15 protein-coding genes are annotated in these 13,691 nt (G+C 62.6%); 9 read left to right on the top strand and 6 right to left on the bottom strand.

Annotated elements, in window-relative coordinates; translation table 11 throughout:
* Positions 1–62 precede the first annotated feature (62 nt).
* Positions 63–1,445: a membrane protein gene (locus tag RYH70_RS02080; protein WP_022996909.1), complete on the top strand. Its 1,383-nt coding sequence runs from the start codon at positions 63–65 to the stop codon at positions 1,443–1,445.
* A gap of 10 nt (positions 1,446–1,455) precedes the next feature.
* The gene (locus RYH70_RS02075) at positions 1,456–2,583 is read left to right on the top strand and encodes a zinc-dependent alcohol dehydrogenase family protein (protein WP_022996910.1); all 1,128 of its coding nucleotides are present in this window, start codon (positions 1,456–1,458) and stop codon (positions 2,581–2,583) included.
* 50 nt (positions 2,584–2,633) lie between these two features.
* Here RYH70_RS02075 and RYH70_RS02070 read toward each other — a convergent pair whose 3' ends face one another.
* The gene (locus RYH70_RS02070) at positions 2,634–3,023 is read right to left on the bottom strand and encodes a nuclear transport factor 2 family protein (RefSeq protein WP_022996911.1); all 390 of its coding nucleotides are present in this window, start codon (positions 3,021–3,023) and stop codon (positions 2,634–2,636) included.
* Between the two features lie 414 nt (positions 3,024–3,437).
* On the opposite strand from RYH70_RS02070, the gene RYH70_RS02065 reads away from it, so the two are divergent.
* From RYH70_RS02065 to RYH70_RS02055, 3 genes are all read left to right on the top strand, one after another.
* Positions 3,438–3,797, top strand: coding sequence for a YciI family protein (locus RYH70_RS02065; RefSeq protein WP_022996912.1), 360 nt, complete (start codon positions 3,438–3,440; stop codon positions 3,795–3,797).
* 65 nt (positions 3,798–3,862) lie between these two features.
* Positions 3,863–5,128: an RNA polymerase sigma factor gene (locus RYH70_RS02060; protein WP_284455150.1), complete on the top strand. Its 1,266-nt coding sequence runs from the start codon at positions 3,863–3,865 to the stop codon at positions 5,126–5,128.
* Between the two features lie 21 nt (positions 5,129–5,149).
* Complete coding sequence (locus RYH70_RS02055; RefSeq protein ID WP_022996914.1) at positions 5,150–5,494, top strand: YciI family protein; 345 nt, start codon at positions 5,150–5,152, stop codon at positions 5,492–5,494.
* On the opposite strand, the gene RYH70_RS02050 is transcribed toward RYH70_RS02055, so the two are convergent.
* The 3 genes from RYH70_RS02050 to RYH70_RS02040 all read right to left on the bottom strand — a co-directional run bounded on the left by RYH70_RS02050 (position 5,495) and on the right by RYH70_RS02040 (position 7,876).
* Entirely contained in the window at positions 5,495–6,001 is a 507-nt protein-coding gene (locus RYH70_RS02050; RefSeq protein ID WP_233917793.1) for an SRPBCC family protein, read from the bottom strand.
* Between the two features lie 42 nt (positions 6,002–6,043).
* Complete coding sequence (locus RYH70_RS02045; RefSeq protein ID WP_026948423.1) at positions 6,044–6,955, bottom strand: recombination-associated protein RdgC; 912 nt, start codon at positions 6,953–6,955, stop codon at positions 6,044–6,046.
* Positions 6,956–7,048: 93 nt separating this feature from the next.
* A complete protein-coding gene (locus tag RYH70_RS02040; protein ID WP_022996917.1) occupies positions 7,049–7,876 on the bottom strand; it encodes an arylamine N-acetyltransferase family protein in 828 nt (275 codons plus the stop codon).
* A gap of 241 nt (positions 7,877–8,117) precedes the next feature.
* Here RYH70_RS02040 and RYH70_RS02035 point away from each other — a divergent pair, with 241 nt between their 5' ends.
* Positions 8,118–9,743: a long-chain-fatty-acid--CoA ligase gene (locus RYH70_RS02035; protein ID WP_022996918.1), complete on the top strand. Its 1,626-nt coding sequence runs from the start codon at positions 8,118–8,120 to the stop codon at positions 9,741–9,743.
* A gap of 7 nt (positions 9,744–9,750) precedes the next feature.
* On the opposite strand, the gene RYH70_RS02030 is transcribed toward RYH70_RS02035, so the two are convergent.
* Entirely contained in the window at positions 9,751–10,068 is a 318-nt protein-coding gene (locus tag RYH70_RS02030) for an antibiotic biosynthesis monooxygenase family protein (protein ID WP_022996919.1), read from the bottom strand.
* Positions 10,069–10,263: 195 nt separating this feature from the next.
* Between RYH70_RS02030 and RYH70_RS02025 the strand changes: the two genes are divergently transcribed.
* The 3 genes from RYH70_RS02025 to RYH70_RS02015 all read left to right on the top strand — a co-directional run bounded on the left by RYH70_RS02025 (position 10,264) and on the right by RYH70_RS02015 (position 12,999).
* Positions 10,264–10,866, top strand: a complete 603-nt coding sequence (locus RYH70_RS02025; RefSeq protein WP_022996920.1) for an outer membrane beta-barrel protein — start codon at positions 10,264–10,266, stop codon at positions 10,864–10,866.
* Between the two features lie 112 nt (positions 10,867–10,978).
* A complete protein-coding gene (locus RYH70_RS02020) occupies positions 10,979–11,656 on the top strand; it encodes a response regulator (protein WP_022996921.1) in 678 nt (225 codons plus the stop codon).
* Positions 11,653–12,999, top strand: a complete 1,347-nt coding sequence (locus RYH70_RS02015; RefSeq protein WP_317009718.1) for an ATP-binding protein — start codon at positions 11,653–11,655, stop codon at positions 12,997–12,999. Before RYH70_RS02020 ends, RYH70_RS02015 begins: the two co-directional genes overlap by 4 nt.
* Here the strand turns inward: RYH70_RS02015 and RYH70_RS02010 are convergent.
* Entirely contained in the window at positions 12,996–13,685 is a 690-nt protein-coding gene (locus tag RYH70_RS02010; RefSeq protein WP_317009717.1) for an alpha/beta fold hydrolase, read from the bottom strand. The genes RYH70_RS02015 and RYH70_RS02010 overlap by 4 nt on opposite strands.
* Positions 13,686–13,691 lie beyond the last annotated feature (6 nt).

The following is a 13,691-nucleotide window of genomic DNA, read 5'->3' as shown; positions in this document are numbered from 1 at the left end:
AATAGGGTGAACAGGCCCTAAACTGACCCCTGTCATTCCCACCAGTAGGTACGGCCCTCACTATGCGTGACTACCGACGCCCGGACGGCGAAACTCTCTATTGGCCTCTCGGCCCGTTTAAACTGCGTCTGCCTTTTATCCACTATCGTTTTGAGTGGCCCGATTATCTGCAAGGGTTGTTGATGTGCGCGGTGGATCTGGCGGCCATTCCGCTGATGACCGAGCTGCTCGGCATGCCCTTCGAGGCGGCCCTCGCCGTGGTACTGCTCAACGGCATTCTGTATCTGACTCACCACCTGCTGGGCGACCCGGTGGTGCCGGGCTGGATCACTCCGGCGATCCCATTGCTGATGGCCTATTGCGGCGGCTTCCCGGAAGGCCCGGAGCGGGTGCACGCGCTGATCGCCTTCCAGCTGTTACTGGGAGGATTTTGTATTTTCCTGGGCCTCACCGGCCTGTCCCGCAAGGTGGTCAATGTGGTGCCGCCGGCCATCAAGGCCGGCATCATCATGGGTGCCGGCATCGCCGCGGTGATCACCGTGTTCAAGGTCGGCGGCCGCTTTGAAAGCTTCCCCTGGACCATCTCCATTGCCATCGGTATCGCCTTCTATCTGATCTTTTCCCGCCACTTCAATGTCCTGAAGAAACGCAATGCGTTCTGGGCCACACTCGGGAAACTGGGCATTTTTCCGATCATCGCTCTGGCCATCGTGGTGGCGCCGATCTTTGGTGAAGCGCCCTGGCCGACCATCGAATGGGGCTTCACCAAACCGGACTTCGCCACGCTCTGGAATGAGTACACCGTGTTCGGCCTGGGACTGCCCTCGGCGGGTATGTTCCTGCAGGCGATCCCGACCATGCTGGCGGCTTATATCGTGCTGTTCGGCGATGTGCTGCAGGGCAAGGCGCTGCTCACCGAGGCGGACGAAGCCCGCAAGGACGAGAAGATCGACTACGACCCCAACCGGGCGCATATGATTTTTGGCGGCCGCAATGCCACCATGAGCATCATCGGCCCGGATGTGGCCATGTGCGGCCCGCTGTGGGCGGCCATGCACGTGGTCATTACCGAGCGTTTCAAGGAAGGCCGCAAGGCCATGGACTCTATTTTCGGTGGCGCCGGCTCGTTCCGCTGGGGCACCAACACCGGCCTGCTGCTGATGCCCATCGTCAGCCTGGTGGAACCGATTCTTGGCGTGGCGCTGGCGCTGACCCTGCTGATCCAGGGTTATGTCAGCGTGCGCATTGGCATTCTGGAGGCCCGCAGTCAGCGGGATCTGGGTATCGCCGGCGTTACCGCCGCGGTCCTTGCCACCCAGGGTGCCACCTGGGCCTTCGCCGTTGGCGTGGCCCTGTGTGTTTTGATTTACGGCCGCCAGTTCTTTACTGGTGAAAACGATCAGACCTTCACGAAGGATCTGGAGCAAAAGGCTCCGGAAGAGTAAGGGGAGAGCGATGAAAACACGTGCCGCGGTATTGCGCGAAATGGGCGCCCAGCGCCCCTACAAAACATCCCAGCCGCTGAAGATCGAAGAGCTGGAACTGGATGCCCCCGGACACGGCGAGATTCTGGTGCGGGTACGCGCCGCCGGCCTGTGCCACTCGGATCTGTCAGTGATCGACGGCAACCGTCCGCGCCCTCTGCCCATGGCCCTGGGTCACGAAGCCGCCGGCGAAGTGATGGAAGTGGGTGATGGCGTCACCGATCTGGAGGTCGGCGATCATGTGGTGTTCTCCTTCGTCCCCAGCTGCGGCACCTGCGATTATTGCCTCGATGGCCGTGCCGCTCTGTGCGCGCCGGGCGCCGCCGCCAACAACGAAGGCACCCTGCTCGGCGGCGGCATGCGCCTGCACCAGAACGAGCACACCGTGAATCACCACCTGGGCGTATCCGGCTTCGCCGAGTACGCGGTGACCTCACGGCGCTCCGCGGTGAAGGTCAATAAGGACCTGCCGTTCGATATCGCCGCCGTCTTCGGCTGCGCCGTGCTCACCGGGGTCGGTGCGGTGGTGCACACCGCCGGTCTGCGCGCCGGCCAGTCCGTGCTGGTGGTGGGCCTCGGCGGTGTCGGGTTGTCAGCGGTACTGGGAGCGGTGGCCGGCGGCGCCCGTCAGATCATCGCCGCCGATATCGCCCAGGACAAACTGGACATGGCCAAGTCCCTGGGCGCCACTCATGTGGTGAATTCCAGAGACGAGGACGCGGTGGAACAGGTCAAGGCGATCAGCGGCGGCGGCGTGGACATCGCCGCGGAGTTCGCCGGGGTCGGCCCGGCGCTTGAGTTCGCTTTCGCCGCCACCGGCAAGGGCGGCAAAACGGTGACCGCCGGCTTGCCGCACCCCAGCACTCGCATGGCGGTGAGCCCGGTGCAGTTGGTGGCGGAAGAGCGCAGTCTGCTGGGCTCTTATTTGGGCGGCCATGTGCCGGCCCTGGATATTCCCGAGTACGTGGCCCTATACCTGGCCGGCCGTCTGCCGGTGGACAAGCTGCTCACCCATCGGTTGAAACTGGAAGACATCAATGAAGGCTTCGACCGTCTGGCCGATGGCGAAGCGATCCGCCAGGTGATTCTGTTCGACTAAACCCCGCATCAGGCTCTGACGCCGGCCTTCCGGCGTCAGACGCTTCTATCCTATTTCAGCTTCTCCAGCATCGCCGCCATCATCTGGTGGATCTTGTTCACCGCCTTCAATGGGCGGACCATCACCTTGAAGTCATCGATACGGCCCTGATCATCGCAGTGGATCATGTCGATGCCATTGATGTGGATCCCTTCCAGATTGGTGGTGAATTCCAGCACCGCGTTATTACCGTCAAGAATCTCCCGTTCATAACGGAAGTGCTCATTATTCAGGGTACGCAGAGCGGCGGTCAGGTACAGGGAGGTGATCGCCTTGCCTTCCTGGGGGGTATGCACCACCGGCGAATGGAATACCACGTTGTCGGCCAGAATCGCATCCAGCCCGGCGGCATCCCTAGCCTCCACCAGCTTATGCCATTCGGCGATGGTTTTTTCTATCACGGCCAGTTCCTCTCGTTGGATTTTATCGTCAGGAATTATCTTCGCGCTTTATTGTTTACGCCGTAAACATAACAGAGGCCAACAATAGCACACTGACGCGCGCTGTCACCATCGAAGGGAAAGGTTCGCCGCGGAAACCTTTCCATCGGGGCACGAAGGCCTTCCGGGCCGCAACAGCATTTGTGGGAGATTGCCTTCAAGCGAATAGGCTTCCGGCCCCCCACTATTCGCTTGCAGGCAAGCTCCCACAGCGGCGTTGGAGCGGCCTCCGGATCTATGTTTCCAAGGCCCGCGACAGGCTTGGGACTTAACGTCACGGCGATTGTGGGATACCACTGGTGGTTTGATCGCTGTCGAATTCTGCTTTCCCCGGACGATTACTCAAGGACAGCCGGGCGGGAAACGGGAGCGCCGATGAAGTACCTGTGTCTGATTTACGTGAACGAAGACGCACTGGAACGCCTGCCGGCGGATGAGCGGCGGGCGTTGCATGACAGCGCCCGGGCGTTACGCCAGCAATTGCGCCAGCATCAAAGACTGCACGCCAGCGGCACGGTGGCCTCCACACTTACCGCCACCACCCTGCGATACCGTAATGAACGGCGGCAGATCGAACCGGGGCCGGCCACGGAAGGCCCGGTGCAGCTGGCCGGCTGGCTGGTGCTGGAGGCGGCCCATTTGGATGAAGCCCTGGCCCTGGCAGCCCATCTGCCCGCCTGCCGGCTTGGCGCGGTGGAGGTGCGGCCGGTCACGACAGCGGAGGAAACCCCATGATGCGATCGGCGGTTGTTGTTAGCATGAAGACCACCCCAAAGCCCCGGCAAGCCCAGGAGCGACGCATGGACAGCCCCGCCTCACCGGCGCTGCAACGTCAGGTGGCCTCTCTGTATCAGGCGGAGTCCCGCCGGGTGCTGGCCACGCTCATCCGTCTGCTGGGCGATTTCGACTTGGCCGAGGAGGCTCTGCAGGACGCCTTCATCGCCGCCATGGAGCAATGGCCACGGGACGGTATTCCCGAGCAACCCCGGGCCTGGCTGGTCTCCACCGGCCGCTTCAAGGCCATCGACACCCTGCGCCGACGGGCCCGCTTCGACGCCTCCCAGGAGGAGATCGCCCGGCGCCTGGAAAAGGACGTGCCGCCGCCCGGCGAGGAAGAAGAGCTGGAAGATGACCGCCTGCGGCTGATCTTCACCTGCTGCCACCCGGCGCTGCCCGCCGACGCCCGGGTGGCGCTGACCCTGCGGGAAGTGTGCGACCTCACCACCGAGGAAATCGCTAGCGCCTATCTGGTGGCCACGCCGACCATGGCGCAACGCATCGTGCGCGCCAAGAACAAGATCCGCCAGGCCGGCATTCCCTATCAAGTGCCGGAACGGCAGGAGCTCAACGAACGGCTCGACTCCGTACTGCAGGTGATTTATCTGGTCTTTAATGAGGGGTATTTCGCCTCTTCCGGCGAGAACCTGACGCGTCCGGATCTGTCCCGCGAGGCCATCCGGCTCGGCGCCTTGCTGGTGGAATTGCTGCCCGAATCCGAAGCCCGTGGCCTGCTGGCGCTGATGCTGTTGATCGAGGCCCGGCGCCCGGCGCGCCTGGATCATCAGGGCGATCTGATCTTGCTGGAAGACCAGGACCGATCATTGTGGGACCAGGAGCTGATTCAACAGGGCACCGCCCTGGTGGAGCACGCTCTGGGCGAAGGCCGGTTCGGTGCCTATACATTGCAGGCCGCCATCGCCGCGGTGCACGGCGAAGCCGCCAGCGCCGACCAGACCGACTGGCCGCAGATCGTCGGCCTCTACGACGTTTTGTTGCGCACCAGCCCGTCACCGGTGATCGAATTGAACCGGGCGGTGGCGGTGGCCATGCGGGATGGCTGGGAAGCCGGCCTGAAACTGGTGGATGAGCTGCTCGCCGATGGTCAACTGGACGGCTATCTGCCAGCCCGGGCCGCCCGCGCCGATCTGCTGCGGCGGCTGGGCCGCCACCAGGATGCGCTGCGGGTCTACCAGGAGGCTCTGACACTGAGCCGCCAGGGAGCGGAGCGGCGCTTGTTGGAAAAACGGGTGGCGGAACTGTCCTCTGCCCCCCCATCTTCGTTATAACGCCCTGTTGAGGATCAATCGATGAAATACCTGTGCCTGGTCTACTGCGAGGAAGAAAAACTGCACGGCCTGCCGGAAAGCCCGGAAGACGCTGAATGCGAGGCGTACTGCGAGACCGTGGAGGCCAGCGGCCAGTTGGTGGCCGCCGAAGCCCTGGAACCGGTCAATACCGCGGTCACCGTGCGCATGCATCAAGGCACCACCTCGGTGACCGACGGCCCCTTCGCTGAAACCAAGGAGCAACTGGCGGGGTTCTACCTGATCGACGCCCGCGACCTGAATCAAGCGATCCAGCTCGCGGCACGGATTCCCGCGGCGCGGGTGGGTTGCGTGGAGGTGCGGCCGGTACGGCAGCTGCAACCCTGATTAAAGCCGCAGCCGGCTCAGACCGCGCTCGATGCCGCGTTGCAGCCCGGCCTTGATAAGCGGCCCCACCAGCGGCAATTTGCCCTGGAAAGTGATCACGTAATGCAGGCGGCTGCCGCCGTCCGGTTGCGCGGAGAAACTCATCACACCCTGGTGGTTCTTCAGCGGGCTGCCCTTGCTGATGCGGTAGGCGATCCGCTCATTGGGCACCACTTCGGTCACGGTTTCCTCGAACGGCGGCGCCAGCAGGATACGCATACGGCGCACGGAACCGACACCGTTGGGAGTGTCCTCGCCATCCTTGATCCGCCGGATTCTGGCCGGCGCGAAAATCAGCTCCAGGTTTTCGTGATCACTGAGGAAGTCGAACAGTTTCTCCACCGGAAACGGAAAGCTCCGGTTAATCTCTATACGTTGCATGGCACCCACCCGTAAGAAGAAGTCCCCGAGGGCGACGGCATGGGTGCCGTCGCCCTGGTTCAAGGCGTTCCATTGTTGTGACCCCACGCGGGTAATCACAGGTCCGCTCGGGCCATTGCGGGCGCCGTATCAGGCCGCGTCGGCTTTTACCTGAAAGTATTGGTAGATGCCGTCCAGCAAATTGCGCAAGGCATTACCCTGCAAACTGATGCGTGCCATCAGCTCCGCCACCGCATCGTCCGCCTCCATGCCGTCCAGATTCTCCTGGAACTGATCCAGCGCCTTGATGCGTTTCAGGTCCAGGCCGTCGGTCAGATCGAACTCCAGTTGATCATTCCAGGACAGGTTCACCCGCACCGGCACCATGTCGGTGTCCAGATGAGCCAGGATCTCCTCGCGGCCCAGATCCACCGCGGTGAAACGCACGCTGGCCCCCTCGCCTTTCACATCCTTCAGCTCGCAGCGGTCACCAAGCCCAAAGTCCTCCGGCAATTGCCGGTGGTCCCGTAACCAGCCCGCGAACGCGGTGGTCGGCGCGCTTTCGCCACCGGCATGGGTCACCGGCAGCGATCCCAGCGCCTCACGCAGCGCCGACACCACCTGCTCGGCACGGGTGGAGGAGGAACTGTCCACCAGAATCCGGCCGCGCTCCAGATCGATCAACACGCCGGTGCGGCGGGAGCGGGTGAACGCCCTCGGCAGCAGCTCAAAGGTAATCTGTTCCTTGAGTTCCGCCCGCTCCTTGCGGCCCACGCGACGATCATCACGCTCCTGGATCTGCTCCACCCGTTCGTCCAGTTCCTCCTTGATCACCGGGCCGGGCAGCAAACGGGTGATTTCCTGGTGCACGCAGTAGACGAACCCTTCCACCGCGAACACCATCCGTTCCTCACCCTTCAGCGGCGGCACGAAGCCCTCGCTGCTCGGGGACTGGCTACCGCAGGGTTGACAACGGGCGTTCTCCAGCTGGGCCTCCAGCTCCGACACCGGCCAGGTAAAAGGGTCCTTGGCACTAAACACCGTCAGATTCTTGATCCACATAACGTTCTACTCTCGGGGCGATCCTTGGGGGAAACCGGCAACACTAACCAAGGGAAGCCAAGGCCTCAAGCACGGATAGTCGCCGGCGAGACATCAGCCCGCCCCGGCCGCCAGCAAGTCCGCCACCCGCCGCTCCAAAGCCGGGTGATCCGGGAGCCGCAAACCGATTTCCTGCTCCAGTACCGCCAGCACTTCCGCCACGCTGCTCAGCGTCCGCCGCTGACGCTCTCCCCCTGGCGGGTAGATCGACAGGCGCTGGTTATTCAGGTTCCGGCGGCCGTCCGCATCCGCCCGGCAGGCCACCAGGTTGGTGACGAAATGGGATTGCGGGTGGTGCGACAGATACCAGCTGGCCATTTCGTAGTCCGCCTGCCACAGCTCTCGCAAATCGAACCGGTACAGGGTTTTCCAGCCATTCCCCGCGTAGGCCTCGAGCAGGAAATGATCATTCAGGTGCAGCACGCGATAGGGCTCGTGGGCGGTCTCCTGCGGTCCTACACGGTCCAGGCGCAGAGGCGCGGTGGGGGTCAGGGCGCCGAATCCGGTGTCCACCAGATAATCCACCTCGTCCAGGGTGACCCGCAGCAGCATATGGGACACCGCCGGCCGCGCCGTGTAGGGCTGCTCCCACAGTACTCGCGCCCCCAGACCGCTGACCTGAAACCCCAACTGTTCGAGGATGTTCTTGAACAGCAGGTTGTGCTCGTAACAATAACCGCCCCGTTTCTGGTCAATCAGCTTGCGCTCCAGCCCCCGCGGGGACAACTCCACCTCCAGACCGAGAAACGGTGACAAGTTCTCGAAGGGGATGGTGGCGATGTGCCGCCGTTGCAGCTCCGCCAGCAGCGACAGCCCCGGCGTGCGCGGGCCGCGATAGTCGATTCGCTCCAGATAGGCATTGAGATCCACCCGATTGGTCATTGCGTCCACTCCTTCCTCTTGGTCTGATAGGGCATCAAGGTATCGAGGGGCCAAGGCTAGGACCTCAACCGTGCTTAAGGTAAAGCGGCGGATGGCTGGTTTTGCCTATCGCCACGAAAGGTCAACCCGGCTTATTCAAATAAAGGGCCAAATCGCGCCTAAATGCCTGCGCCCCGACGCAACCCATTGTCGAAGAACCAACCAACCGTAAAAACAACAAGCCAGCTCCGGGAGAACAACAATGCTTGGCCAAATGATGCAACAGCCGCTGCTGATCAGCAGCCAGATCACCCATGCCGCCCGTTACCATGGCGACGCCGAGATCGTCTCGGTGGAGACCACTGGCGGCGTGCACCGCACCACCTGGGGCGAAGTGGAACAACGTTCACGTCAGTTGGCTTCCGCGCTGCTGCAACTGGGACTGGACCATTGCGACCGGGCCGCCACCCTGGCCTGGAATAACTATCGCCACCTGGAAGTCTATTTTGGTGTCTCCGGCGCCGGCCTGGTCTGCCATACCATCAATCCCCGGCTGTTCCCTGAGCAGCTGGTGTATATCTTCAATCACGCCGAGGACAAGGTCCTGTTCATCGACAAGACCTTCCTGCCGCTGATCGCCGCCATCCGCGACAAGCTGGATCACCTGAAACATATCGTGTTGATGGGGCCGGTGGACGAGGAAGCGGAAAAGCAGGTTCCCGGCATCATCGGCTATGACGACCTGGTGGCCCGGGGCGAGCGGAATTTCCGCTGGCCGGAGTTCGATGAGAACACCGCTTCCAGCCTGTGCTATACCTCCGGCACCACCGGCAACCCCAAAGGCGCGCTCTATTCGCACCGCTCCACGGTGCTGCATTCCTACGCCGTGGTGATGCCCGACAGCCTGGGACTCAGCGGGCGGGACTGCATCATGCCGGTGGTTCCGATGTTCCATGTGAACGCCTGGGGAATCCCCTATGCCGCCGCCATGGTCGGCGCCAAACTGGTGCTGCCCGGGCCGAACCTGGATGGCGACAGCCTGAAAAACCTGATCAACGAGCATCAGGTGACCCTGGCCGCCGGTGTGCCGACCCTGTGGCAGGGCCTGATCGGCTCACTGAAGAAGAGCGGCGAGAAAGTCCCCAGTCTGAACCGCACCGTGATCGGCGGCTCCGCCTGCCCGCCTTCGATGATCGCCACGTTCCGCGACGACTACGACGTCGACACCCTGCACGCCTGGGGCATGACCGAGATGAGCCCGATCGGCTCGGTCAGCACTCTGCTGCACAAGCACCTGAGCCTGTCGGCGGACGAGCAGGCCGCGGTGCGCGCCAAGCAGGGCCGTCCGCCATTCGGCGTGGCGTTGAAAATCATGGACGACGACGGCAACGACCTGCCCAACGACGGCGAGGCCCAGGGCAATCTGTACGCTCAGGGACACTGGGTCATTGATGCCTATTTCAACGTCGACACCCCGGCGCCGCACCGCGATGGCTGGTTCCCCACCGGGGACATCGCCACCCTCGACGGTAACGGTATTCTCACCATCAAGGACCGCTCCAAGGACGTGATCAAATCCGGCGGCGAGTGGATCAGTTCGGTGGAACTGGAGAACCTGGCCATGGGCATGGACGAACTGGCCGACGCCGCGGTGATCGCCGCCCGCCACGCCAAATGGGATGAGCGCCCCTTGCTGATCGCGGTCAAGGCGGAAGGCCAGAACCCCTCGGAGCAGGACATCCTGGCCGGCTTCGAAGGCAAGGTGGCCTCCTGGCAGATCCCCGATGCGGTGGTGTTCGTGGAACAACTGCCCCGTAATGCCACCGGCAAGGTGCTTAAGAACAAGCTCCGTGATGAGTTTGGCGATACCCTTCTGAACCAGGGCTGAACAGGCCCTAATCCCGCCGGGGCGGCAGCACCTGCCACTCCGGCTCCTCGAACTCACCGATCACGGTGATCTCACAGGTACGGGCGTGTTTTTCCAGGATACCGCGCACGATCTCGCTGCGCCGGTCATCCTTGGCGTCCCGGTGGGCCTTGGATTCCCAATGGGCAATGGCCAGCAAGGTGTCCGGCTCACCGATCTTGCGGTGCAAGTAGGTGCCGCGGGCTCCGGGAGCCTGCTGGATAATTTCACTGGCCTCGATCCACGCCTCGGCGTACTCCGCCACCGTATAACCCGGCTTCATTCTCACTTCGAAAATAAACTTCATGGTTGCTCCCTCCCTCACAGGAGATCCGCTCCCCGTGATTCCCGTCGCCGTGCCGGCCGGTTCGCGCGCACGGTATTCACCGCACTTTCTGACTTCCGTTCAAGTTCCGTTCAGGAAGGCGACAGGCTCGGTTCAGGATGACCTCTTTATGCTGACTTCATCGTTAAACAGTGTCAGCAACAAAGGATCAAAGCCATGAAAACATTCGGGAAACTGGTATTGGGCAGCACACTGGTCGGTGCTATCGGTCTGGCTCAGGCCGCCGACCATTTCGGCGGTGTCACCTGGGGTGAAACCAGTAACAACATGCAGAAATCCCACTCACTGAACGCGCAGTTGAATGATCCTGACCTGGACGGCGCCATCAAAAACAGCGGCACCTGGGGCGTGCGTCTGGGCACCGTCGAAGATAACGCCCGCTTCTACGTCACCTATGACTATGCCTCCGATACCCGGCACCAGTACAAACTGCGTCAGCAGAACCTGTTGGGCAGCTATGACGCCCTGCTGCCAGTGGGCGACCACGGCACCCAGCTGTTCGGCGGCGTAAGCGCCGGTCTGGTCAGCCTGGAACAGGAAAGCCGTGGTTTCCACCGGGATCGTGACGTGGGCCTGGCCGGCGGTGTGCAGGCCGGTATTATTCAGAATCTCGGCTACAACGTGGCGCTGGAAGGCGGCTACCGCTACCTGCGCACCAGCGCCGACGTGCAACTGAAGGAACGCGGCGTGGGCAATGCCGGTCGTGCCGATCTGCACAGCAGCGAACAGTTCTATGTCGGCGTAAACTATCGGTTCTGATCGACATCGAACACCGGGGCAATGCCCCCTGAAGGGCGGCACCGCTCGCTGCCGTGCCGCCCAGTACCCCCTCTCGCCGGCCCCGCGCCGGCGAGGCATTATCGGAGGCCCCATGAAACTGCTGGTGGTGGAAGACGAGGCGTTACTGCGCCACCATCTGTACAGCCGTCTGGGCGAGCAGGGTCACGTGGTGGATGCGGTGGCCGACGCCGAAGAGGCGCTGTACCGGGCCAGGGAATACCATCATGACCTGGCCATCGTCGATCTCGGATTGCCCGGCATGGGTGGTCTGGACCTGATTCGCGAGATTCGCCATCAGGGCTGGAATTTCCCCATTCTGATTCTTACCGCCCGCGGCAACTGGCAGGACAAGGTGGAAGGGCTGGCCGCCGGCGCCGACGATTACGTGGTCAAACCCTTCCAGTTCGAGGAGCTGGAAGCACGTCTGAACGCATTGTTGCGCCGCGCTTCCGGGTTCGTGCAATCGACCATCGAGGCCGGCCCGTTGGTGCTGGATCTGAATCGGCGCCAGGCTCGTGTCGGCGAACACAGCCTGGCGCTGACCGCCTACGAATACCGTATCCTCGAGTATCTGATGCGCCATCATCAACAAGTGGTCAGCAAGGACCGGCTGATGGAACAGTTATACCCCGACGATCAGGACCGTGACCCCAATGTGATCGAAGTGCTGGTCGGGCGCCTGCGCCGCAAGCTGGACCAGTCCGGAGACTTCCGCCCGATCGAAACGGTGCGCGGCCAGGGGTACCTGTTCATCGAGCGTTGCCGGTGAAACGGTCGCTGCGCCTGCGATTGATGCTCGGCGCCGCCACCCTGGCGGTGCTGTTCATCATCGCTCTGCAACAGGCTCTGCAGCAGGCGTTCAGCCTGGCACTGGAAGACACCATCGAACAGCGCCTGGCCGCGGACGTCAGCACCCTTATTTCCGCCGCCCGGGTGGAAGATGGCCGCTTGCACATGCCGGATCATTTACCCGACGAGGAATTCACCCTCCTCGACAACAAGCTGTTTGGCTTTATCTACGACCGCGACGGCCATCTGCTTTGGCGCTCCGCCTCCACCCACGATCTGAACATCGATTATCTGCCCCGCTATGATGGCGACAAGAACCGGGAGTTGCACCGCGTTCGTGACGCCAACGGCGTCAAGCTGTTCGTCTACGATATGGAAATCGATCTGCTGCGGGGCGAGGATGCCGCTTACAGTATCGTCACCGTGCAACCGTCCCGGGACTACGACGCCATGCTGTCCGGCTTGCGCAAGCAGCTTTACGTCTGGCTCGGCGGTGGCCTGCTGGTATTGCTGGTGTTGCTGTGGCTGGGCCTGACCTGGGGTTTCCGTACTCTGCGCGGTATGAAAGAGGAATTGGACCAGGTGGAAAGCGGCGAACGGGAGCGGCTCAGCGAGGACCACCCCCGGGAACTGCTGCGTCTGACCCGTTCACTGAACCGCTTGCTCGACAGCGAACGGCTGCAACGGGAGCGCTACCGGGATTCCCTGGCGGATCTGGCCCACGGCCTGAAAACACCACTGAGCCTGCTCCAGGCGGTGGGCGAAACGCTGTCCTCCCGTCAGCAAAACCGGGAGCAGGTGGAAATCATGGGCAATCAGATCGAGCGCATGAATCAACAGATCGGTTTTCAGCTGCAGCGGGCCTCGCTGCGCCGCAGCGGTCTGATTCGTCATCAGGTGGTGCTGGCGCCATTACTGGATACCCTGGAAACCGCGCTGGACAAGGTGCACCACGGCAAACAGGTCACTCTGGAACGAACCCTTCCCGATCACTTCACTCTGCCCCTGGAGCAAGGCGCCTTGCTGGAAGTCCTCGGCAATCTTCTGGAAAACGGCTATCGCCTCTGTCTCAGCCGGGTACGCGTCAGCGCCCGGCGGCTCAGCGACGGCGACATCCTGGTGGTGGAAGACGACGGCCCCGGCGTCGCCGAGGACCAGCGCGAACGTATCCTGCGACGGGGCGAGCGGCTGGATACCCGCCATCCCGGGCAAGGGCTGGGCCTGGCGGTGGTCAAGGACATTCTCGACAGTTACTCGGCGACCCTGACCCTGGACGACTCACCGCTCGGCGGCGCCCGCTTCACGTTGTTCTTTCCTCGCTAACCGCAAGCCGGGAACCACGCTCTTACGGCGTCCATGATTATGTCCGCGCACCGCTCCGGCCTCGCCTGAAGAATAAAGTGAGGTCCGCCGATTTCGACAACGTCCAGATTTGCAAAGGATGCCCTGAACTGCGCCGTCACGTCGCTTACCAGAACATCATTTCGAGGCCGAAGGTACAGCGCCGGCACCGTGAACCGGTGCCTTTCAAAGCGCATGCCCGCTATCTGCCCGAGCCTTTGCCCAAGCACCTTTCGCGGTACCGGCCTTACCGCCTGCCGGAACCGCGTAATCGTTTCATCGGACGCCTGCCGCCCCATCAGGAACCAGCGGATCGCCAACGACGAAGCGGGTAACGCCAGCAGTGCTTTGATCGGCAAGGCAGCCGCCAGCCTGGGGAGCAGCCAGCCGGGCCTGGAAAGAAAAGACGCCACGAAAATAACCGCCTTGAGATTGGGATCCCCCCGCAACAGGAGGGTTTCCGCGATCTTCCCGGAAAAGGACTCCGCCAGCATTACATAGTCGCTTTGGGGCAGCCGCGAGGCGACATGCCGGGCAAGGCGGTCGATATCCTGCGGCCCGGCGTGCGGCAGCGGAATCACCTCGCATTCCAACGAGGTCAGATGCGCCAGTACGTCGCGAAAAAGCAGACCGGTTCCATCCATGCCCGGCAACAGCACCAGCTTCATTTCCGG

Origin of the sequence: Alloalcanivorax xenomutans, assembly GCF_032810065.1 — a bacterium.
Taxonomy (GTDB): Bacteria; Pseudomonadota; Gammaproteobacteria; order Pseudomonadales; family Alcanivoracaceae; genus Alloalcanivorax; species Alloalcanivorax xenomutans.
The sequence above is the reverse complement of the archived record's forward strand: the minus strand, read 5'-3'. Positions and strand labels throughout refer to the sequence as shown.

Bases quoted from the DNA above. Each gene is read 5' to 3' on its own strand.
- RYH70_RS02080 (WP_022996909.1), top strand. From the start codon at position 63: ATGCGTGACTACCGACGCCCGGACGGCGAAACTCTCTATTGGCCTCTC.
- RYH70_RS02075 (WP_022996910.1), top strand. From the start codon at position 1,456: ATGAAAACACGTGCCGCGGTATTGCGCGAAATGGGCGCCCAGCGCCCC.
- RYH70_RS02065 (WP_022996912.1), top strand. From the start codon at position 3,438: ATGAAGTACCTGTGTCTGATTTACGTGAACGAAGACGCACTGGAACGC.
- RYH70_RS02060 (WP_284455150.1), top strand. From the start codon at position 3,863: ATGGACAGCCCCGCCTCACCGGCGCTGCAACGTCAGGTGGCCTCTCTG.
- RYH70_RS02055 (WP_022996914.1), top strand. From the start codon at position 5,150: ATGAAATACCTGTGCCTGGTCTACTGCGAGGAAGAAAAACTGCACGGC.
- RYH70_RS02045 (WP_026948423.1), bottom strand. From the start codon at position 6,955: ATGTGGATCAAGAATCTGACGGTGTTTAGTGCCAAGGACCCTTTTACC.
- RYH70_RS02040 (WP_022996917.1), bottom strand. From the start codon at position 7,876: ATGACCAATCGGGTGGATCTCAATGCCTATCTGGAGCGAATCGACTAT.
- RYH70_RS02035 (WP_022996918.1), top strand. From the start codon at position 8,118: ATGCTTGGCCAAATGATGCAACAGCCGCTGCTGATCAGCAGCCAGATC.
- RYH70_RS02030 (WP_022996919.1), bottom strand. From the start codon at position 10,068: ATGAAGTTTATTTTCGAAGTGAGAATGAAGCCGGGTTATACGGTGGCG.
- RYH70_RS02025 (WP_022996920.1), top strand. From the start codon at position 10,264: ATGAAAACATTCGGGAAACTGGTATTGGGCAGCACACTGGTCGGTGCT.
- RYH70_RS02020 (WP_022996921.1), top strand. From the start codon at position 10,979: ATGAAACTGCTGGTGGTGGAAGACGAGGCGTTACTGCGCCACCATCTG.
- RYH70_RS02010 (WP_317009717.1), bottom strand. From the start codon at position 13,685: ATGAAGCTGGTGCTGTTGCCGGGCATGGATGGAACCGGTCTGCTTTTT.